Origin of the sequence: Paraburkholderia sp. UCT70 (genome assembly GCF_050434085.1) — a bacterium.
GTDB lineage: Bacteria > Pseudomonadota > Gammaproteobacteria > Burkholderiales > Burkholderiaceae > Paraburkholderia > Paraburkholderia tuberum.
Genome location: NZ_JBNPVZ010000002.1, coordinates 2,537,817 through 2,557,616 on the forward strand (window position 1 = coordinate 2,537,817; position 19,800 = coordinate 2,557,616).

Genomic DNA, 19,800 nt, shown 5'->3' on the forward strand with positions numbered 1-19,800 from the left:
TCTACAGGTTTTCGATATCGGGCGTGATCTCGAACGAGAAAGCATCCCGAATCACCATTGACCCCGGCGTGGTCACTGTCTTTCCCCCATCCTGCCTGGATTCCTTCTCTGCGCTGTCCGCGCTCCACGACCTTGTCTGATTGGGCTTCTTGGCGCGAGGCGATGCTACCGTCGGAGTCGTCGTCGTGATTTTCTTTCCCACGGGCTCGGACTTGCTTTCCTTCGTCGCGCGTTGAATCGCGTACCTCAACGTGCTGGTACTGATGTCCACGCCCTCCTGCGCCAGCTGCTGGACGATCTCTTCGAGCGTGTACCCTTTCCTTTTCGCGCCACTGATTTGAGGTTGCATCGACTTCACCGCATCGCACACATTGACGCGATGCTCGTGCGCAGGCTTTTCCGGCAGCGCGTCGAGACGGCGCGCCGCAGCGTCCCATTGGGCTTGAGTAAAGCTCTTCACGAGCGGCATGATCCGCCTCAACACACTGCCTTCATGCCATCTTGCGGAGGAGATTAACGGTCGTCAATCCCTGAAAACAGACCCAATTCGAGGTATCGGAACGTCCAGGAGCGGACCGGAATTGCCCGGAATCAGAAATTTTTTTGCTCCGTCGCGAGCGGCAGTGCCTTCAATTGCACGCGAAGATATGCAGCGACGTCCCGCCTCCGATCTAACGATCAATCACCGTTCGTTGGCGACTGACTGTCTTTGAAATTCGTGGCTCACGATACTATGTCAGGTGATCGCAGGACCTGCTGAAACCTGCACGGCAGACAAGGTTTTCCTGCGCTGCCACACGGGAGCAGACTCGTTTAACCTGCGCGAGCATTGACACCCTCGTGCATCGGAGCGGCTGTCTTTTTGCGCGAAGCATGACCGGAATGGTTTTGCATGCTGCGCTCGGCGTTTAGCTTTCGTGTTCCAAGTGGATCAGCTTACTCGCGCGAACGGCCGGAGATGTCCATGCGACGTCCTGTTCATTTCACTGCGCATGTTTCATCTTCCAGCGCGGGCCACGCGTTTTTCCTGCGCGTCCAGACACGGCGTTTTGCAGCGGTAGTCCATCTATCCGCTCGACCATGGTCAGGCCCACTCACCGGATTCGCGAACGGCGATCTTAAAGACATAAAAACCAGTAACGGCAGGATAGGCTATCGCCGGTTTTGGGCGCCCAATGACCAACGCTTGATTACAGAAATCTATCCGCGCCACATCCACGTCGTGATCATGCTCGTCCCAGTCATCTTGATCGCCGGCGGCATATGGTTGAATGCCCAACACTGACCCCCGGGACAGAAGTCGTTGCAGAGTCTTCGGCAGAAACGCGATCGCTATTGGACGAGTCCCGAAGCATTCGCGAGACGTCTCGCTAACGCACGAGCGGCAGCCCATGCGCGCGCTACCATGCCCTACACCGCAGGCGTCAGGTATGGATTCTCATGGCCCGGCTCATAGGGCCGCGTCTTGATCTCCATGCGCGCAATGCTCTGGAGATGCACCTCGTCCGGGCCATCGGCGAAACGCAGCGCGCGCCCCCAGGTCCAGCTGTCCGCCAGCGGCGTGTCGGGACTCAGGCCCATCGCGCCGAAGGTCTGTATCGCCCGCTCGCACACGGCGGTGTGCACGCTCGGCACGAGCGCCTTGATCATCGAGATTTCCTTGCGTGCCTCCTTGGCGCCCACGTTGTCGATCATCCACGCTGCCTTCAGCACGAAGAGACGAGCCTGATCGATTTCGATGCGCGACTTCGCGATCCACTCCGCAACACTGCCGTGCTCATATAGCTTCTTGCCGAACGCCGTGCGCGCCTGCGCGCGTTCGATCATCAACTCGAGCGCGAGCTCGGCAGCGCCGATCGAGCGCATGCAGTGGTGAATGCGCCCCGGGCCAAGACGCGCCTGGGCGAGCGCAAAGCCGTTACCCTCTTCGCCCAGAAGATTCGAGCGCGGCACGCGCACGCCCCTGAATTCGATCTCGCAGTGGCCTTCGGGCGCCGTGTGATTGACCACCGTGATATTGCGGATGACCCTCACACCCGGTGTGTCGCGCGGCACGAGAATCATGCTTTGCTGACGATGCGCGGGTGCGTCCGGGTCCGTTTTGCCCATGACGATAAACAGCTCGCAATTCGGATGCGCTGCATTCGTGATGAACCACTTGCGGCCGTCGATCACGTAGTCGTCGCCATCGAGACGAATGGACGTGGTGATATTGGTTGCATCCGAAGAAGCCACCGCGGGTTCGGTCATCGCAAACGCCGAACGGATCTTGCCGTCGAGCAGCGGCTGGAGCCACTTCTTGCGTTGGGCAGGCGTGGCGAACATATGGAGCAGCTCCATGTTGCCCGTATCCGGCGCATTGCAGTTGAATACTTCCGAGGCCCAGGAAACTCGCCCCATGATCTCAGCAAGGGGGGCGTACTCGAGGTTGGTCAGCCGCGTGCCGGGCTCGTCGTCGTGCAGATGCGGCAAGAACAGGTTCCAGAGGCCCTCCGCACGCGCCTTCTCCTTCAAGTCATCCATGAAGGAAACGGGATATTGTCCCCCGCTCACTTCTTCGTGCCATTGGTGGATGCGCGGCACGATATGCGTGTCCATGAACGCACGCACCTGCGCGCACAGCGCTTCGACTTTCGGGCTATAGGCGAAGTCCATTTTGCTCTCCCTTGAATCCTTGTGAATGTCGTGCGGCGCGAGCATCAATCGTGCGCCGCTCGCTTGATCAGATCGTCAGTCCGCCATCAACGACGATGCACTCGCCGTTGGTGTAGCTCGCCGCATCGGAGACGAGATACAGCACCGTGCCGGCCATCTCGCCCGGCTCTGCATGCCGGCGCAGAGGAATCTTCGTCATCCACGCTTCGTAGATGGCCTGGTCTTCGAACAGGGCGCCGGCGAATTTGGTCTTGGTGAGGCCCGGCAGCAACGCATTCACGCGAATGCCGAACGGGCCGCATTCCTTAGCGAACGCGCGCGTCATATTGACCACGGCGGCCTTCGTGATCGAATAGATGCCCTGCTTGTCGCCGGGCTGCAGCGCATTGACAGAAGCCGTGTTGACGATCGCGCCGCCGTGCTCGCGCATCAGCTTGCCCGCTTCGACCGACATGAAGAAGTAGCCACGCAAGTTGACCTCCACCGTTTTTTCGAACGACGAAAGATCGGTATCGAGAATGTGGCCGAAATACGGATTCGCCGCCGCGTTGTTCACGAGGATGTTAAGCCGGCCATGCCGCGAGCGGATGTGCTGGAAAACGCCCTGAATGTCGTCGAGACGCCCCACGTGGCACGGGTACGCCTCGGCGCTGCCGCCCGCCTCCTTGATCCCGCGTGCCACCGTCTCGCAGTCTTCGAGCTTCCGGCTCGATACGATCACATGGGCGCCCTGTTCTGCGAGCAGCTTCGCGATCTCTTCGCCAATGCCACGGCTCGCTCCCGTGACCAATGCAATCTTGCCCTGCAGATCGAATAAATGGGTACTCACAACTGTCTCCTCGACATATCCACGTGTATGTATCAACCGCCAGGCGTCAGATGAGGTCGAAACCCATCTGCGCGAGCGCACCGGCCATTTCACCGACCTGACGCGCCTTCTCGTTCGACGCGTTGCCGCCAAGCGCACGCCTCTTCACGCCCTGCGCAATGGCGGCAAGCCGGAAGAAGCTGAACGCGAGGTAAAAATTCCAGTTCTCGATCGCCCCTATGCCCCGCAGCCGGCAATACCGCTCTACGATCGCAGCCTCGTCCGGCACGCCAAGCGCAGCCCGGTCCAGCCCGGCGAGACCGACGATATGACCTTTGGGCGGAAGCCGCAGGCACATGCAGAAGTACGCGAGGTCCGCCAGCGGATTGCCAAGCGTGGAGAGTTCCCAGTCGAGCACCGCGCGAACCTGCGGCGTGCCGCGGTGAAAAATCAGGTTGTCGATGCGAAAGTCGCCGTGCACGAGCGAAGGCTTCCCCATTTCGGCCGGACAGTGCGCCGGCAGCCAGTCGATCTGGGCTTCCATGGTGTCGAGGTCTTCGGTCTGCGCCGCGCGATACTGCTTGGTCCACACGTCGATCTGGCGCGAGAAGTAGTTGCCCGCGCGGCCATAGTCGGCAAGGCCAACGGCCACGACATCCACATCGTGCAGAGCGGCCATCGTGCCGATCAGCGCGTCGTAGATGGCGCCGCGCTCGCTAACGTCCAATGCGGGCAAGGACGGATCCCAGTAGATTTCACCCTCTTCGAAGCTCATCACGTAGAACATGCTGCCGATCATTTCTCGGTCCTCGCAAAGGTGCAAGACCCGCGCAACAGGAACCGGCGTACCGCTAAGCGCCCTCAACACACGAAATTCGCGGTCCACGGCGTGGGCCGACTTGAGCAGTTCACCCAGCGGCTGACGCCGCAGCACATAGCGGCCACTTTGCGCTTCGAGGAGAAACGTGGGGTTCGACTGGCCGCCCGCGAACTTCTCGACGGACATAGGTTCCTGAAAGGCAGGTACGTGTGCCTCGAGGTAGCGTGTGAGGGCAACGACATCGAACTGAAGACTTGCATTCATCATGGCGCGGGAATCCGGATTCGAATCAGCCGTAGGTAACGAGTTCGCGCCCCTCGATCTGTTCGAGATGCGGCAACGCGTTGAAGGTGACCAGCGACATCGCGCTGTCGTTGAAGACGTACTGGCTCACGCTGCTGTTGCGGATTTGCATGTTGAGCGCGATGGCCGCGGCCGCGGGTGCGTTCAGGATCTGCTGGGTGAAGACGGCGATCGGCCCCCCCGAACTCACCACCAGAACGCGCTTGCCGCCCGAACGCTGAATGGCGAGACGCGCGTGCTCTACACGCGCCTGGAACTCTCCCCAGGTCTCGGGAATGCATCCCGGCAATTTATCTTCGGACCAAAGCTGCAAGACCTGCCTGAGTCCCTTGTAGAAGTGCTTCATCGAGCTTTCGGCCACGGGACCCGACGCCGGACCGCTTTCTCCCAGCGCGGAAAACAGCGCGTGAAAATTGTACTCGTTCAAACCGGCGTCCTGCACGATCTCTACCGGCTGGCCGCCCATTGCGGTGAGCAAGGCGTCGGCGGTTTGAGCGTGCCGCCGCATCGTGCCGGTCACGACGCGATCGAAGCTCAGGTGCGACTGCGCGAAGTATTCGCCTAGCCAGCGCGACTGGGCAAAGCCCGAAGATGAAAGCTCGTCATAGTTTTCAGCGCCGAAAGACGCTTGCCCATGCCGCACCAGATAGAGTTCCCCCATGCCAACCTCGTCTGAACATGACTGAAACGATATCGGGGCCCATGACATTCAGGAAATTTATTCTGGTGATGGTTCGCCATAACGTTTCGTGACACCCCGTCTACTGCCTCTGCTTGCGCATGAGACGGCCGATCTGCTCGCGCAGCCAGCGATGCGCCGGGTCCGCCGCGACGCTGCGGTGCCAGTAGCCATGCGTGTCGAGAACGGGGAGGTCGAAGGGGAGCGCGAGGATGCGCGCGTCATAGCGCTTAAGCAGCGTGAGTGGCGCAGTCAGGACGAGATCGGTGCGCATCGCGATCAAGGGCGCAACGAGATAGTGCTGGACCCGCGTCTGGATGGTGCGCCTGAGCCCCAGCTTGTTGAGTTCCGTATCGACGAGGCCTGGCCCCTGCCTGCGACTGGACACGTGGATATGTCCAAAGCGCAAGTAGTCGTCGATCGTGAGCTTCTTCTTCGCGAACGGATGATCCTGACGCAGCATGCAGGCGTAACGGTCACGGCCCATCGGCTCCTGTTCCAGGTACGGATCGTCGATGAGAGGCGCATCGATCGCAAGATGGACCGCGCCGCTCGCGAGCGCTTCGGGCACGTCGCGTCGCGTCGTGAAGTAGCTCTCGATGCGGATGCCCGGCGCGAGGTGCTGCAGCACCTCCTCCAGCGCAGGCAGCAGCATCGCCTCAGTCAGATCGTTCATGCTGAGACGGAAGGTCCGCTGCGACGTGGCCGGATCGAAACGCTCGCCAGCATGCGTGCTCGAATCGAGTAGCTGCAGCGCCTCACGCACGCGGCCAATGATGTTCTCGGAAACCGGCGTGGGCATCATGCCGGCCGGTGTGCTCACGAACAGCGGATCGTCGAATGCCTTGCGCATGCGTGCGAGCGCATTGCTCACCGCGGGCTGCGTGATGAACAGCAACTCCGCCGCGCGTGTGAGGTTGCGCGTTCGATAGACGGCTTCGAACACGACAAAGAGATTCAGATCGACTTTGGATGGGCGCATGTCGCGAGCCTAACCGGGCCATCGCAATGCCGTCAATCGAGGGCGCGAGCCAGCTGATTCGCCAGACCTGCAGAAGACGTCCTGGCGGAGGCGAATCAGGCAGATGACGCGTCCGATAGCGATTGCATGTCGAATACGGCAATGGCGCGCCGCTGGGCGCGCGCCTGCTCTTTTAGCGACGCCGCCGCTTCTGCCGCTTGTTGAACTACCGCCGCGTTCTTGCGAATGACCTGGTCCATACGGCCCACGGCCTCGTTGACTTGCCCGATTCCCCCGCGCTGTTCTTCTGAAGCGTCGAAAATATTGTCGTTGATCTCGACCACGCGCTGGATCGCTCCCCGAACGTCCACCATGGCTTGCACGACGCGGTCAGCGTGCACGGCCCCCCCGGAAATCGCCTCGGCGGAGGTCCGGACCAGAGCCTTGATCTCCTTCGCTGCGATGGCTGCGCGCTGCGCGAGGCTACGAACTTCTCCGGCGACCACCGCAAACCCCCGCCCATGCTCGCCTGCGCGTGCAGCCTCGACAGCCGCATTCAGCGCAAGAATGTTAGTCTGCAGAGCGATTTCTTCGATGAGCGCGGTAATTTCCACGATCTTCGCCGAGCTGGCTGAGATGTTGTCCATCGTGCCTCTCATCTGCTCGACCGCGGCCATGCTGGTATCGGCCGCGAGCGACGTCGCGTTGGCAAACTCCGCTGCCAGGCGCACATGATCCGAATTGCGGCGAACCGAGAGGATGAGTTCATCCATGCTTGCCGCCGTTTCCTCAAGTGACGCGGCTTGCCGCCTCGCGCCTGCTGAGAGGTCGGTACTGCCGTCGGCTATCTGGCTGGATGCATTCGGAATCGCGTCGCTTGAAACCTTGATCGTCTGAACGGTTCTTGCGAGATGTCCGTCCATCGCCCGGAGCGCCCGGAGCAACTGCCCAAACTCACCGCGCAAGCGTATCCCCTCGGCGTCCCCCAGCCGACCCTCGGCAATTCGCCGGGCTACTCCAAGTGCGGCCTTCAACGGACTCGTAATCGCCCACACCAGCCACGCGGACGCGGCGGATGCTGCTGCAATACCCAGACCGATTGCGCCAAGCACCTTCCATCGCAACGCGTTGAACGTGGCATTGCCCCGTTCAGCCAACTGCTGCGCCTGCATCGCGCTCAACGCAACGTCGCGGCCGATCGCGTCGGACACCGCATCGCCAGTCTCTGTGAGTTCGTCGATCGTGAATGCCGCCATCTCCAGATTTCCGGCGCGCAGCACCGAAACGATGTCGTCCGACTGAGTCCGGAAGACCGCGAGTTCCTTCGCCACGCGATCGGCCACTCGACGCTCATCGGCCGTGGCAATTTTCGCCGGGTAATAGTCATGCCAGGCTCGATCGAGCTTTTGCTGCTCTTCGCCGATGCTTGCTACGAGCTCTGTAGCCTTGTCCTCGTCATGCAGCGCCTGGATGTAACGCATCTGAAGGCGGATTTTCAGTGCGGCTGCCTGTACCGAGGCAAGATCTTCGATCGGGACCGTGCTCACCGAATACATGCTGCCCATATCCGCGCTGAGCCTCGCGAGACCGCGAAGCCCCATCAGACCGATGGACGCCATCAGCGCGACGCAAACGCCTAGCGCCAGCATGATTTTGAACCGGATCGTACCTGTGAATGCGCTCATTTAGACAAGCCCTTTAATTGAGCATGCTTTAATGCGTTACCACCTTGCCAACAGATATCCTGGCTATCTGGTGAATCCGCCGACGGAGTCCACTATGTAGTGTGAACCCGAATCGCTCGCGCCGATCGGTTGTGCGCTGGGGGCGCGAAACGATGCGCGGCATGCACACTTCTTTCGTGTTCGAGCAGCCTGTGTGCGATCAGACCTTTTTGTTATAGGCACTACACCAGCCCTTGCCCGCCACCTGCTTGCCGCCGAAAATCGGGCACGGAGCGAACGCATCATTCGATTTACCCTGATAGAAGGCGCAGTTTCGACAGACCTGACCCGCTGCGTACTTTGCATACTTCGTCTTGTCGACGTTCGCAGCGTCGATCCTGTAACCGAGCGCGAGCGACGTCGAGTCGGCTTCCGACACCTTGGCCTCATCGGCAAAAGCAATGCGAGACAGCGCTAGTCCAGAAGCAATACCTGCGGTAATGGTCATAAAAGTACGGCGCGAATTACTCATGCAAATACTCCTTTATTTGAAATGGCATGCCAATAAGACACAGGGATATCAGTAAATTATGGATAGACAAAGGTGCGTGGATTTGCGCATGGGAAGCGCACATCGCCGCGTTCAGGCCTTCAACACCCCGAAGATCTCACTCAACATCGTCTTCGCATCGCCGAACAGCATGCGATTGTTGTCTTTGTAGAAGAGCGGGTTGTCCACACCGGCATAGCCCGAGGCCATGCTGCGTTTCATCACGATCGAGGTTTTCGCCTTCCACACCTCCAGCACCGGCATGCCGGCGATCGGGCTCGCCGGGTCCTCCTGCGCCGCGGGGTTCACGATGTCGTTCGCGCCAATGACCATCGAGACGTCCGCCTCGGGGAAGTCGGCGTTGATCTCGTCCATCTCCATCACGATGTTGTAGGGCACCCTCGCTTCGGCCAGTAGCACGTTCATGTGGCCAGGCATCCGGCCAGCGACCGGGTGGATCGCGAAGCGCACGTCGACGCCCTTTTCGCGCAGCAGGCTGGTGAGTTCGAACACCGTGTGCTGGGCCTGCGCCACCGCCATGCCATAGCCGGGCACGATGATCACGCTCTTCGCGTCGCGCAGCAGCTCGGCGGTTTCGGCGGAGCTCACCGCCACCACCTCGCCGGCCGGCTGCGCGCCGCCGCCCGCCACCGCCGGCGCGGACGCGCCGCTGCCGAAGCCGCCAGCGATCACGCTGATGAAGTTGCGGTTCATCGCACGACACATGATGTAGGACAGAATCGCGCCCGACGACCCCACCAGCGCGCCGATCACGATCAGCAGGTCGTTGCTGAGCATGAAGCCGGTAGCCGCCGCCGCCCAGCCCGAGTAGCTGTTGAGCATCGACACCACCACGGGCATGTCGGCACCGCCGATCGCCATCACCATGTACACGCCGAACAGCAGCGCGATCACGGTCATCACGACGAGCGGCATCATGCCGTCCTGAATCGTCTCCGCCTGCAGGAACGCGCGGCCGAACACGATCACCACCAGCAGCGCGGCCAGATTGAGCCAGTGGCGCGCCGGCAGCAGCAGCGGTTTGCCGCCGATCTTGCCCGACAGTTTGCCGAACGCGATGACCGAGCCCGCGAAGGTCACCGCGCCGATCAGGATGCCGACGTAGATCTCCACTTCGTGGATGGCCTTCTCGGCGCCGGTGAACTGCACGGAACTGTCGATGTAGCTGGCAAAGCCGACGAGGCAAGCCGCGAGGCCGACCAGGCTGTGCATCAGCGCGACCAGTTCGGGCATCTGCGTCATCTGTACTTTCTTCGCGGCGATGAGGCCGATCGCGCCGCCGACGACCAGCGCAGCGACGACGTACGGAGTGCCCGCTGCCGATACGCGTGGACCGAGTACAGTGGCCAGCACGGCGATGACCATGCCGATCATGCCGAGCAGGTTGCCGCGGCGCGCGGTCTCGGGATTGGCCAGCCCGCCGAGGCTGAGGATGAAGAGGATGGCCGCGCCGATGTAGGAAACGGTAGTCAGATTGGAAGTCATTGTTGTCGTTCCCTTATTTGCGGAACATCGCCAGCATGCGTCGCGTCACCGCGAAGCCGCCGAACATGTTGACGGCCGTGAGGGCCAGCGCGCCCACGGCGAGGCCAAGGATCAGCCCCGATGGCCGGTCGCCTACCGCGGCCCCATCCAGCGGCGGCGCGACCTGCACCAGCGCACCGATCGCGATGATCGACGAGATCGCGTTGGTCACGCTCATCAGCGGCGTGTGCAGCGACGGCGTGACGTTCCAGATCACCATGTAGCCGACGAAGCAGGCCAGCACGAACACCGTGAAGTGCGACAGGAAAGCGGCGGGCGCAAACTGGCCAACCAGCAGGAAAGCCAGTGCGCCGAGAGCAAAGACGATGGCAAGCGTCTTTGCAGACATCGGCTCGCCAGCGCCGTGGCCATGGCCTTTCGGCGTGGCCACCGCAGACGGCGACGTCTGAGGCTTCGGTGCGGCTGCCGCCTGCTTGATCGGCGGCGGCGGCCAGGTGATGTTGCCTTCCTTGATGACCGTGAGGCCGCGGATGGCGTCGTCGTCGAAGTCGACATTGATCTTGCCGTCCTTGGTCTTGCACAGTTCTTCGACCACGCGCAGCAGGTTGGACGCATACAGCGTGGACGACTGCCGGGCGAGGCGCGAGGCGAGATCCGTGTAGCCGACGATCGTCACGCCGTGGCACACCACCGCCTCGCCGGGCACGGTCAGCTCGCAGTTGCCGCCCTGCTCCGCTGCCATGTCCACGATCACGCTGCCCGGCTTCATCGACTGCACCATTTCGGCCATGATGAGCTTCGGAGCAGGCTTGCCGGGAATCAGCGCGGTCGTGATGATGATGTCCGCGTCTTTGGCCTGCTGCGCGTACATCGCGCGTTGCGCCTGCTGGAAGCCCTCGCTCATGACCCTGGCGTAGCCGCCGCCGCCCGAGCCTTCCTCGTCGTAGTCCACCTTGACGAATTCGCCACCGAGGGACTTGACCTGGTCGGCCACCTCGGCGCGCGTGTCGTTGGCGCGCACGATCGCGCCGAGACTCGCCGCGGTGCCGATGGCAGCCAGGCCTGCGACGCCGGCGCCGGCGATGAAGACCTTGGCAGGCGGAACCTTGCCGGCGGCGGTGACCTGACCGTTCAGGAAGCGGCCGAACACATGGGCTGCCTCGATGACGGCCCGGTAGCCGCTGATGCCCGCCATCGAGGTGAGCGCGTCCATCTTCTGCGCGCGTGAGAGCGTGCGCGGCAGCGAGTCGATCGCCAGCACGGTGGCCCGTTTCGCTGCCAGCTGTTGCATCAGTTCGGGGTTCTGGGCCGGCCACACGAATCCGATCAGCGTGCCACCCTCGCGCATCAGGGCCACTTCTTCGCTACTCGGGAGGCGAACCTTGAACACGATGTCGCTGCGGGCCCAGAGTTCGGCGGCCGTTGCCACGACTTCGGCACCCGCGGCACGGTAATCATCATCGCCAAAGTTCGCACCTGCGCCGGCGCCGCTTTGCACGGCAACTGCGAACCCCAGCTTGATCAGTTTCTCGACCACCTCGGGCACGGTTGCTACACGCCGCTCCCCGGTGGCCACTTCCAGAGGAATGCCAATCAGTAATGTCATAGGGCAAGTTGATTGTTCACATTGGTATCGGCCATCGCAAGAAGGGTCGAGCGAGTCGAGCCCCCTTTCACTTTCCGGCAATCGAAAGCGCAGTGATGCGATGCAGGGATGGCGGCAAGGGCGAAGTCAGTCAGGCCGCGCGATCGGTCAGTCGTCCGCGCAGAAAATCGTCGGTGTGGTATTGGTGAAGTTCTTTACGTCGCCGATGACCTCGGCGGCCTTCGCGGAGGAAAGGGCGTTATCGATCCCGGCCTGATCCCTGAAAAGCAGTATCGCTACGCATGCGAACGGTTGCGGCTCTGATGATGGAAACAGGACCTCGGCCGATTGCAGACCGAACTCACTCCACGCCGAGTGGACAAGCGGAGCATGGGTCGAAAGGTAATACTCGCGGTCAAACGTCCCGCCTTCTGTGCTCGGGTAGCTCACGATCAGGGTAGTCATATTCAATTCCGTGTTGAAATGTATGTGAGAGTAGATTCAAGTGGGCACGCCAGCGCCCAGCAAGCTTGCCGGCAACGTTCGTGCGCGGCGCAGCAACTGCCAGCCGAACAACAACATCCACAACGGCAGAACCAGCACGACGACCATCTCGCTCGCATTCGAAAGCGCGTCGAGATCCGGGAAAAAGCCGAACAGGAAGAAGATCCCGAAAGCCCCGCCGACGATCTTCAGCAGGATCGATCCCTTCCACCCTGCCCTCTTGAGCACGTTGGCGGCAATCGGCGTCCAGAAGAGCACGAGGGGACCCTCGATCCACCAAAGGCCGTTTTGCGTCCCATTGGCTATTGCCGTCCATACCGCCGCCGCGGCGTTTCTCGTGGCATCGTCGCCGCCCGCATATAGGTGCGCCAGCGGGTGAAGGATTGCGAACTGGAGGACCGCGCCGCTCACGCCCACCATGACGTACAGCACGACGGCCATCGCCACCATGTTGCCGAGTGCGCCCAGTTCCTCGCGAAATGCGTGCACAAAGTAGCCACCGATGGCGAGGAAAGGCAGGTAGAAGCCGAACACGTCGGCAGCCATGCTCCAGCGAAACAGGTCGCGGGTCTCCGGTGGCAATGCCAGCATCGATGCACCGTGCAGGACCATATCCGCATCCGAGCCCGTCACCGCCACGGACAATCCAACATTCGCGTACGCCAGCAGAGCGCCGATGATGGCGCTCCAGGCCGTGAAGCGCATTAACCCGCGCGAGGTCTGATTCATCACAAATCTCCAGGAGAAACGTTCAGCGTTGCCCGCGTTTGACTTCCGGTCGCATCGGACCGCGGCAACCGCGGGGGCTTTTGCTCAATTGCCATAAGGAATGGGGTTATTTGACGCCACACTCCTGCTTTGGACCCGCTCCAAGGCGCAATAGCCGTAATAGATGGCTGGCATGAAGTAGGCCCACGTGCACAACGCAAGCGTGAAGAAATTGAGCACGACGTTGGTTTCCTCTCCAGGGATCTTGTAGAAGTCGTAAATGCCGGCAATCGCGAGCGATGTCACCAGCGCCACTGCCACTCCCAACGCCTCGAGCATCGCGCCGATGTCCAGTAATCGCTTGACGAAATAAGCGAGATAGATCGACAGCCAGATCCACATCGCCAGATAGAAGTAGGGCAAAACTCCGGAGATGAAATCCGCCCCGACGAGGACGAATGTGAGCGCAAAGGAAGCGACGAATACCACGACGTCCTGGCGAATTGATGGTCTGTAGCCGTGCGTAATCGCCATCAAGCCCGCGACGGCAATAATGGGCATGCCGAACCCACGAGAAAACGCGTCAAAGAAGTGTGCTATCTCATAGGAAACTGCATTGCCAGTAGCAAAAAATCCGATGGCGTTCGTGGCCGAGGTACCGACGATCCACATCTCCAGCCCGAGAAGATAGTTTCGTTTCCTGACGATCTTCCAGCCGAAAAAAAATGAACTCAATGCCAGCACAGCACTGGATAGCATAAGAACTAAGGTTCTGAGGTCCATGACTAAACTCCTAACTCCGGTTGCATCTGATTGGTCAATTTTTCTTCGGCTCCAGGCTTGCCAGATAGGTGGCAATGGCCTTGCGGTCTTCGGCCGAAAAGCCTGTTGCAAGGTTCTTCATGACGCCAGTGGGTTCGCTGCGGATTCCGGAAGCGAACTCGTCGAACTGCGCGAGCAGATAGTCATATCCCTGACCAGCCAGACGCGGAAACTGGTCGTGGCCCGTCAATTGGGCACCGTGACATGCGACACAGTTGCCCGTGGCCACCAGGCGCTGCCCCTGCTCGCGCAGTTGCGCATCCGGCTTGAAGTAGCGATTCGCGGCAGGAGTGACAGTGGAGAAATATTCAGCAAGCGATTTGATCTGCGGATCGCTCATCGTCATCGCGAGAGGCCCCATGTTCGGATTGCGCCGCGCCTCAGTCGCGAAACTGTGGAGCTGGGCTTCCAGGTAAGGCGCTGGCTGCCCCGCCAGGCTCGGATACCCCTGATCGAGCGAATTGCCTTTGACCCCATGGCAGCCCATGCAGACATCGGTCATATGCGGCCAGGCGCCGCCGTCGGCCAGGTAAGCCGTGGTCGACGTCGTGATATAGCTCTGAAAGCGATAAAGACCCAGCAGATCCGAACCGAAAATTGCGAGCAACAGGACGACAACCAAAGGAATGCCAATCAATAGAATTTTTTTCATCGTCGCCTTCCTACGCCCGACGCAGGGCATTCAGCGCCTGAAGCGCGCCATGATGGCCAGAACGCACGGCACCATCCATGTAGCCGGCCCAGATATTCGCAGTCTCCGTCCCCGACCAGATCAGCTTGCCGCACGACGGGCGCAGCGCTTCGCCGTGGGCGCTCCAGAATCCCGGCGGAATCGCGGAAACGCAGGTAATGGTCCACGGATCGGCCCGGCCCCAGTCCTGATCGTGATAGGCGATGGGAGACAGCGCTTCGTCGCCCCATGCCTGCGCGTAGAACTGCTTATGCATGGCCATTGCCGCGTCCCGATCCGACGGGACCATCGCATTCTCGACGAATGCGTTGATGACCCCGATCTCTGCGGCCGGCGGGGAGTTGTCAAAGGCCCAGAGGATCGGGCCATTGAACTGGAAAATGCTGCCGTTCATGCCCTTGTCACGCCAGAACGGGCGGCGATAGACCATGGCCGTCTTCCGTGCAGGGGAATGCGCGGGCCAGGCTCGCTGCAGGGCCGCGCGCTTCTCGGGCAGGGGCGGATCGAACTGCACCCGATGACACAAAGCCGGATGGATGGCCATGATGACGGTCCGTGCCCGCACTTCGCCGTGGTCGGTATGCACGGTGACGATGTCGCCGTCCCAACCGGAAATCTGGCGGACCGGTGAGGACATGCGCACCTTGTCGCCAAGTTGCTGGGCCATCTTGATGCTGAGGATTTGCGAGCCGCCGATGAAGCGGGTCTCCTGGGCGCTGTGCTTGATGGAATCGAGCTGCGAGTAATCGCAATCCGCCGAATTGACCATCGAAAGGAAATGCAGCAGCCCCATCTTCGCCGGCGCTGCGCCGCCCGAAAGCGTGATGCTGCCATTCCATGCAACCTGGTCTTCAGGCTTGATATTCTGCTTTTCCAGCCAATCACCGACCGAGAGCTTGTCCAGTTCGCTGGCCTTCGGGGACGTCCATGGTTCGCCACAAGGCACGTCGCGCGAGAGCCTGCTGAGCTTTGCCCCGACCGACTCGTCGGTGCCGAACGTGCCCTTCAGATCGACTGCCACGCGACCGTCTCCGCCCAGAATGACCGTATTCCCGTCGTAGTAGGTCGGGAAGGTCCCGACGCACAGTTCGCGTGCGAGATCCGCGACGGCGGTCTGGCCGGGCCCGATCCATTGGCCGCCGACTTCCGAAACGTATCCGCCGGGGATGTTGTAGTTGAGCGTTCGCCCCCCCACGCGGTCCCGGGCTTCCAGCACGAGAAAGGACTCGCAGCCTGCCTGACGCAGGTCGCGCGCGGCGGTCAGTCCGGCCAGCCCTGCGCCGATGATGGCGACGTCGAGAACGCCGTCCGCGCCTGGCGCGGTCCTGGTAATTGCGGCATACGTCTGTTGCGCACCCATCGCGAGCGTGCCCGCGGCAGCCGAGGCACCGGCATATTTGAGCCATTGCCTGCGCTGCGGGTTTGCAGCGTTGTCCGCGGAAGATTTTTTTGCCATATTGACTCTGTCTACGTGATGAGGGCGCTCCCGCTCCGCGCGGGTCACCGCGACTGCCCGGTCAAAGGCAAGTCTCCATATCTTGTCGATACACCTTGCCGCGCAGCTCATTCGCACTCCTTTGAGAATCACTTGTGCGCCTCAACGGGGAACCGCGAGATCTCTCGCTTCAGCGAACCTAGCTTGACGGCACTGCCCTCACACTAGCTGCTAACTGATAACCCGATCCGAGTGCCATCGAGCTCCAACGCCGAACCGATTCTTCGGCGCCGAAGGCGTGGTTACTCCTTCGTCCACCCGTTCTGATAGAGCTTTCCTGCCAGCACGCCCAGACGCAACGTGAGGTGGTAGTTCTCGCCATCTTCGATCAGTGCGGATCGCACGTCGCGGAACAGTTTCTCGATCGCAAATTCACGGGTAGTGCCGTTGCCGCCGAACAGCTGGAACGCCTCGTGCGTGATCTTCATCGCCTCTTCGGTCACGCTTACCTTTGCCTGGGCCGTCGCATAGGGATGGCTCTTCGGAGACAGACGCGAGAAAGCGAGGCTGCGCCGCGCGATCGCACGCGCCATCTCCAGCCGGCGCAGCATCTCGCCAACCCGCAGTTGCGTCATCTGGTGGTCGATCAACAACGCGCCACCCTGCTTGCGCTCGTGGCAATACGCCAGCGCGAGGTCGAACGCGGCGCGCGCCACCCCCACGAACACCTGACACATGTGTGTGCCTGCGAACGACCAGGTCGAGGCCAGATTGCCGAGATAATCGTCCTGCAACGCAATGGCGAAACGCGTGGGCACCTTCACGTTGTCGAAGTAGATCTCGCCTTGCGGCAGCGAGCGCTGGCCAATCTTGTCGAGCGGTTTACCGCGCGAGATACCCGGCAGATCGAGCGGAATGATCATGCCCACGCCATTGGTGAATGAGCCATGTTCGCCGGTGCCATAGAAGCCATCGCCATAGTCCGCCGCCATGTACGCGAGCGCCACCTGTGCGACCGAGCCGTTCGAGATCCACGCCGAACTCTGCCCGTTGATGACGATTTCGTCCGCGCCCACCTTCGCCGTGAGGTTACCCACCGGTTGCTTGCCGCCCGCGCCGATCTCGTCGCGGTAGAGAATCGCGGCATCGGTGCCACGGTCGGGCTGCGTGTTCATCCAGCAACCAATCTTGCCCGTGCACATATCAATCAGCTCCTGATTGCCGACTGACTGCGCCATCATCAACGGCGCGGGCGCCACACCGATCGAGATGGCAAACCCGGCATCACCCCAGCCGAGTTCTTCGCCGATCAACGATTCGATCCGCACCGCCATGTCCGCAGGAAGCTGCGCGAGAAGCTGCGGATCGAGGCCGAGTTTCGCGCTTTCCATCATGGCCGCCCAGTACGGCGAACCGGGCGCGATCACTTCTTCCGGCGTCATGCGGTCGAGTTCGCGGCCGACGGGCTTCAGTACGTCGCGTGCGAAACGGTGGACCGTGTCCTGGATCGCACGCTCCTCCTCGCTCATCGGTGTTTCGAAACCGGTCAATCCTGCCAGCGGCAACCCTACGGACTTGTGCAGTCGAATCATTTCGGTACTCCTCCTCTCCTGGACGCATGTCGACCGAACCGCCCTGCAACCCGGCCACCACATTTATAGATCAACATACCAAACATAGGTAACAATACAAAACACGGAGTGAAAAAAAAAGACAGGGTATTCCCCTGTCCTCTTTCTTCACTGGCATGGCGCTGCGGCTGCCAGTGCCTCCACTGGCGTGAGCTGCCCTACGCGGCCTCTGCGTCCACCGTCTTTCCCCATACCAGCTCATGCGCGATCTGAAGAAACTTCGCTTCGAAACCTCGCATGTACGCGCGCTTGGCGCGTGGAGTGCCCAGATGCATTGTCATGCCGTCCGCCATCGAAATGAGCAGCACGGCAATGTGTGCACTCTCGGCCGCCCCACGCTCCGGATTCGCCGCGCGAATGAGCGTGGCAAGTTCGGTCGTCAAGGTGTCGTACCATTCGTCGCGCAACTGTCCGCACTCCGGGTCGGTAGACGCAAACGAAAAGAAATGCCACCACAGCGCGATGTTCTTCGAGTCCTTCGCGTCTTTCACAGACTGATCGAAAATGGCGTCGATCGTCGCACGCGGCGAAACGTTGCTCTGGAGCGCCTGTTTCAGCGTATCGAGATACGTGTCGATGATGGGCGCCATGACCGCCCGCAGGACGGCAGGCCGCGTCGGGAAGTAATACTGGAGGTTGCTGACACTGATTCCCGCTTTGAGGGCGACGGCACGCAGCGAGAAGTCCATGGGACCACTCTCGAGCAAGAGCTTCCTTGCCACACGAATAATGGCATTCCGCGTACGTAAGCCTTGGGCACGCAGGCCGTCCGGGGCGGTTCCCGCGGAGGCTGCCACACTCGACGTGCGCCGCTTACGGGTGCTTGGTTCTTTTGGCACTGTCATCGCTTTCCGTCCTGAGTGAAGTATGACGCCTCGCCGAAGCGAAGCAACGCGGTCACACGAACCGTTCTCTAGGTAAACATGACTATACCTTACGCCAGGCTGAACAACCATCCACATGGAGGGCGCGTGACGCAGCGTTCGTCCCCGCCTAATAGGACCCCTATTCACAGTAGCCAATCATCGAGCGACTCTCCCAATGCTCGAATCGGGCCGCGAGCGGCATGGTCTCCGCAAGCATTCCATGGCGCTATGCACATTACGCCCGCTGCGCTTGCGCTGCGCGCGCCTTGTGGTTTACGCGGTCGTCGAGCGCGTTCACCACGCCCAGCGCCCCGTTGACCACACACCATCGCAAGGGCTCGGGAAGCGTTGATGGTGTCTTGTGATCCAGCGCAGAAAGGAGCGGATTGTCGATGCCGCGAATCCGCCCGGCAATCATGTTTCCCACCATGGATTGGGCGGCCACGCCATGTCCGGAGCACCCGGCACTGTAGAAGATGTTCCGGTGCGCCCCTGTCGCCCCTACAACCGGCAGCGCGTCATTGGCCAAACTGATATAGCCGCTCCAGCAGGCCCGCAACGCAATACCTTGGAGTGTCGGGAAGCGGTCGTGCAGCGCCGTGCGCAGCTCGCGATACGACTCGTAGTCCGGCACGTTCGGCGTTTTGGAGCCGTATGGATAATGTATCCGCTTCGTCGTCACAACGAGCGTGTTGTTGACGGTCAGACGGTGGCTTTCCATGGTCCAGTGTGCCGTCACGATGCCTTCGCGCCGCGGCCAGCCCAAGGTCTTGCGCTGAGCATCGGAAAGCGGCTCGGTCTCGATGGCCGAGACCCGCAACGGTATGACCTTGTCTGCAAGAAGGCGAAGCTGCGGCGTATAGGCGTTGGTGGCCAGCATCAGCACCGGGGCGCTCGCACTGCCTCGTGGGGTTTGCACCTTGATGACCGGCCCCTCCGTGTAAGACAGCAGCGGCGTATTCTCGTAGAGCTTAACCCCGGCTCGCAGAGCCGCGCGCCTGAGACCCATCACGTACTTGCCGGGGTGGAGCGTGCCACCGCGCGGCACGTAGTTGCCAAACAGAAATGCCGGCGGAATACCGCGCGCGCGCATCTCAGCCTGATCAAGAAACTCCGACTGAAAGCCCAACTCGGCGCCAGTTCGCATGTCCTCGCGTACCTTCTCCTCCTGGGCGGGATCGATTCCCGCGCGGATGATCCCCGTCTGGTTGTAGTCACAGTCGATCTCGTACTCTTTGAGCTTGCCTTCCACGAAGGGGACGGCGTCCTCGTAGTAGCGGACGATCGACTTCCCTTTCTCATTGCCGATGTCCTTGAGAAACAGATCGTATTCGAGCGCGAGCGCGCCGGCCAGATAGCCCGCGTTGCGTCCGCTCGCGCCAAATCCGGCGAACTCACGCTCGAGCACGACCACTTTCGCTCCGTGGCTGACCAGCTCCAGCGCCGCCGAAAGTCCAGCAAAACCGGCGCCGACGATAACCACATCCGCGCTCACGTCGCCAGCGAGTTCGGGTTGCATATCGTCCGGCCTTTCAACCCAGCCGCCTAGCGCGCGGTACTTCTCCATGTCCGCAGACATTCTGCCCTCCGCAACGGGTCCAGCAGAATCGAC

General features: G+C 61.3%; 19 protein-coding genes. 1 reads left to right on the forward strand and 18 read right to left on the reverse strand.

Going from position 1 to position 19,800, the window contains the following annotated elements; genetic code table 11:
- Window position 1: 1 nt before the first annotated feature.
- Entirely contained in the window at window positions 2–469 is a 468-nt protein-coding gene (locus OKW41_RS14005) for a hypothetical protein (protein WP_429443971.1), read from the reverse strand.
- A 495-nt stretch (window positions 470–964) separates the two neighbouring features.
- Between OKW41_RS14005 and OKW41_RS14010 the strand changes: the two genes are divergently transcribed.
- Entirely contained in the window at window positions 965–1,285 is a 321-nt protein-coding gene (locus OKW41_RS14010; RefSeq protein ID WP_429572888.1) for a hypothetical protein, read from the forward strand.
- Between the two features lie 125 nt (window positions 1,286–1,410).
- Here the strand turns inward: OKW41_RS14010 and OKW41_RS14015 are convergent, their stop codons facing one another.
- The 17 genes from OKW41_RS14015 to OKW41_RS14095 all read right to left on the reverse strand — a co-directional run bounded on the left by OKW41_RS14015 (window position 1,411) and on the right by OKW41_RS14095 (window position 19,767).
- A complete protein-coding gene (locus OKW41_RS14015) occupies window positions 1,411–2,655 on the reverse strand; it encodes an acyl-CoA dehydrogenase family protein (protein WP_429572889.1) in 1,245 nt (414 codons plus the stop codon).
- Between the two features lie 67 nt (window positions 2,656–2,722).
- Window positions 2,723–3,484 (reverse strand): SDR family oxidoreductase, encoded by a 762-nt coding sequence (locus tag OKW41_RS14020; protein WP_429292832.1) that lies wholly within the window; start codon window positions 3,482–3,484, stop codon window positions 2,723–2,725.
- Window positions 3,485–3,530: 46 nt separating this feature from the next.
- Window positions 3,531–4,550 carry a phosphotransferase gene (locus OKW41_RS14025; RefSeq protein WP_429572890.1) on the reverse strand — a complete coding sequence of 340 codons (1,020 nt, stop codon included), beginning with the start codon at window positions 4,548–4,550 and terminating at the stop codon, window positions 3,531–3,533.
- Window positions 4,551–4,572: 22 nt separating this feature from the next.
- Window positions 4,573–5,247: a histidine phosphatase family protein gene (locus OKW41_RS14030; protein ID WP_429572891.1), complete on the reverse strand. Its 675-nt coding sequence runs from the start codon at window positions 5,245–5,247 to the stop codon at window positions 4,573–4,575.
- Between the two features lie 100 nt (window positions 5,248–5,347).
- Window positions 5,348–6,247, reverse strand: a complete 900-nt coding sequence (locus OKW41_RS14035) for a LysR family transcriptional regulator (RefSeq protein WP_429572892.1) — start codon at window positions 6,245–6,247, stop codon at window positions 5,348–5,350.
- 95 nt (window positions 6,248–6,342) lie between these two features.
- The gene (locus OKW41_RS14040) at window positions 6,343–7,911 is read right to left on the reverse strand and encodes a methyl-accepting chemotaxis protein (protein ID WP_429572893.1); all 1,569 of its coding nucleotides are present in this window, start codon (window positions 7,909–7,911) and stop codon (window positions 6,343–6,345) included.
- A gap of 199 nt (window positions 7,912–8,110) precedes the next feature.
- A complete protein-coding gene (locus tag OKW41_RS14045; RefSeq protein WP_429292827.1) occupies window positions 8,111–8,422 on the reverse strand; it encodes a high-potential iron-sulfur protein in 312 nt (103 codons plus the stop codon).
- A 111-nt stretch (window positions 8,423–8,533) separates the two neighbouring features.
- On the reverse strand, window positions 8,534–9,946 hold the full coding sequence (gene pntB / locus OKW41_RS14050; RefSeq protein WP_429572894.1) for a Re/Si-specific NAD(P)(+) transhydrogenase subunit beta: 1,413 nt from the start codon (window positions 9,944–9,946) through the stop codon (window positions 8,534–8,536).
- A 13-nt stretch (window positions 9,947–9,959) separates the two neighbouring features.
- Window positions 9,960–11,552 carry a Re/Si-specific NAD(P)(+) transhydrogenase subunit alpha gene (locus tag OKW41_RS14055; RefSeq protein ID WP_429573414.1) on the reverse strand — a complete coding sequence of 531 codons (1,593 nt, stop codon included), beginning with the start codon at window positions 11,550–11,552 and terminating at the stop codon, window positions 9,960–9,962.
- A gap of 147 nt (window positions 11,553–11,699) precedes the next feature.
- Entirely contained in the window at window positions 11,700–11,996 is a 297-nt protein-coding gene (locus tag OKW41_RS14060) for an EthD family reductase (protein ID WP_429292825.1), read from the reverse strand.
- Window positions 11,997–12,032: 36 nt separating this feature from the next.
- Complete coding sequence (locus OKW41_RS14065; RefSeq protein ID WP_429360816.1) at window positions 12,033–12,764, reverse strand: hypothetical protein; 732 nt, start codon at window positions 12,762–12,764, stop codon at window positions 12,033–12,035.
- 84 nt (window positions 12,765–12,848) lie between these two features.
- Entirely contained in the window at window positions 12,849–13,526 is a 678-nt protein-coding gene (locus OKW41_RS14070; protein WP_429360814.1) for a hypothetical protein, read from the reverse strand.
- Between the two features lie 34 nt (window positions 13,527–13,560).
- Entirely contained in the window at window positions 13,561–14,217 is a 657-nt protein-coding gene (locus OKW41_RS14075; protein ID WP_429563417.1) for a c-type cytochrome, read from the reverse strand.
- A 10-nt stretch (window positions 14,218–14,227) separates the two neighbouring features.
- Window positions 14,228–15,712 carry a flavin monoamine oxidase family protein gene (locus tag OKW41_RS14080; RefSeq protein WP_429572895.1) on the reverse strand — a complete coding sequence of 495 codons (1,485 nt, stop codon included), beginning with the start codon at window positions 15,710–15,712 and terminating at the stop codon, window positions 14,228–14,230.
- Window positions 15,713–15,993: 281 nt separating this feature from the next.
- On the reverse strand, window positions 15,994–17,283 hold the full coding sequence (locus OKW41_RS14085; RefSeq protein WP_429572896.1) for an acyl-CoA dehydrogenase family protein: 1,290 nt from the start codon (window positions 17,281–17,283) through the stop codon (window positions 15,994–15,996).
- Between the two features lie 197 nt (window positions 17,284–17,480).
- Window positions 17,481–18,167: a TetR/AcrR family transcriptional regulator gene (locus OKW41_RS14090; RefSeq protein WP_429292819.1), complete on the reverse strand. Its 687-nt coding sequence runs from the start codon at window positions 18,165–18,167 to the stop codon at window positions 17,481–17,483.
- Window positions 18,168–18,423: 256 nt separating this feature from the next.
- Window positions 18,424–19,767, reverse strand: a complete 1,344-nt coding sequence (locus OKW41_RS14095) for an NAD(P)/FAD-dependent oxidoreductase (protein ID WP_429573415.1) — start codon at window positions 19,765–19,767, stop codon at window positions 18,424–18,426.
- Between the last annotated feature and the right edge of the window lie 33 nt (window positions 19,768–19,800).

Coding starts and splice junctions, on each gene's coding strand:
- OKW41_RS14005 (WP_429443971.1), bottom strand. CDS start 469: ATGCCGCTCGTGAAGAGCTTTACTCAAGCCCAATGGGACGCTGCGGCG.
- OKW41_RS14030 (WP_429572891.1), bottom strand. CDS start 5,247: ATGGGGGAACTCTATCTGGTGCGGCATGGGCAAGCGTCTTTCGGCGCT.
- OKW41_RS14085 (WP_429572896.1), bottom strand. CDS start 17,283: ATGATTCGACTGCACAAGTCCGTAGGGTTGCCGCTGGCAGGATTGACC.
- OKW41_RS14055 (WP_429573414.1), bottom strand. CDS start 11,552: ATGACATTACTGATTGGCATTCCTCTGGAAGTGGCCACCGGGGAGCGG.
- OKW41_RS14045 (WP_429292827.1), bottom strand. CDS start 8,422: ATGAGTAATTCGCGCCGTACTTTTATGACCATTACCGCAGGTATTGCT.
- OKW41_RS14095 (WP_429573415.1), bottom strand. CDS start 19,767: ATGTCTGCGGACATGGAGAAGTACCGCGCGCTAGGCGGCTGGGTTGAA.
- OKW41_RS14025 (WP_429572890.1), bottom strand. CDS start 4,550: ATGATGAATGCAAGTCTTCAGTTCGATGTCGTTGCCCTCACACGCTAC.
- pntB (WP_429572894.1), bottom strand. CDS start 9,946: ATGACTTCCAATCTGACTACCGTTTCCTACATCGGCGCGGCCATCCTC.
- OKW41_RS14015 (WP_429572889.1), bottom strand. CDS start 2,655: ATGGACTTCGCCTATAGCCCGAAAGTCGAAGCGCTGTGCGCGCAGGTG.
- OKW41_RS14090 (WP_429292819.1), bottom strand. CDS start 18,167: ATGACAGTGCCAAAAGAACCAAGCACCCGTAAGCGGCGCACGTCGAGT.
- OKW41_RS14010 (WP_429572888.1), top strand. CDS start 965: ATGCGACGTCCTGTTCATTTCACTGCGCATGTTTCATCTTCCAGCGCG.
- OKW41_RS14035 (WP_429572892.1), bottom strand. CDS start 6,247: ATGCGCCCATCCAAAGTCGATCTGAATCTCTTTGTCGTGTTCGAAGCC.
- OKW41_RS14080 (WP_429572895.1), bottom strand. CDS start 15,712: ATGGCAAAAAAATCTTCCGCGGACAACGCTGCAAACCCGCAGCGCAGG.
- OKW41_RS14075 (WP_429563417.1), bottom strand. CDS start 14,217: ATGAAAAAAATTCTATTGATTGGCATTCCTTTGGTTGTCGTCCTGTTG.
- OKW41_RS14040 (WP_429572893.1), bottom strand. CDS start 7,911: ATGAGCGCATTCACAGGTACGATCCGGTTCAAAATCATGCTGGCGCTA.
- OKW41_RS14060 (WP_429292825.1), bottom strand. CDS start 11,996: ATGACTACCCTGATCGTGAGCTACCCGAGCACAGAAGGCGGGACGTTT.
- OKW41_RS14065 (WP_429360816.1), bottom strand. CDS start 12,764: ATGAATCAGACCTCGCGCGGGTTAATGCGCTTCACGGCCTGGAGCGCC.
- OKW41_RS14070 (WP_429360814.1), bottom strand. CDS start 13,526: ATGGACCTCAGAACCTTAGTTCTTATGCTATCCAGTGCTGTGCTGGCA.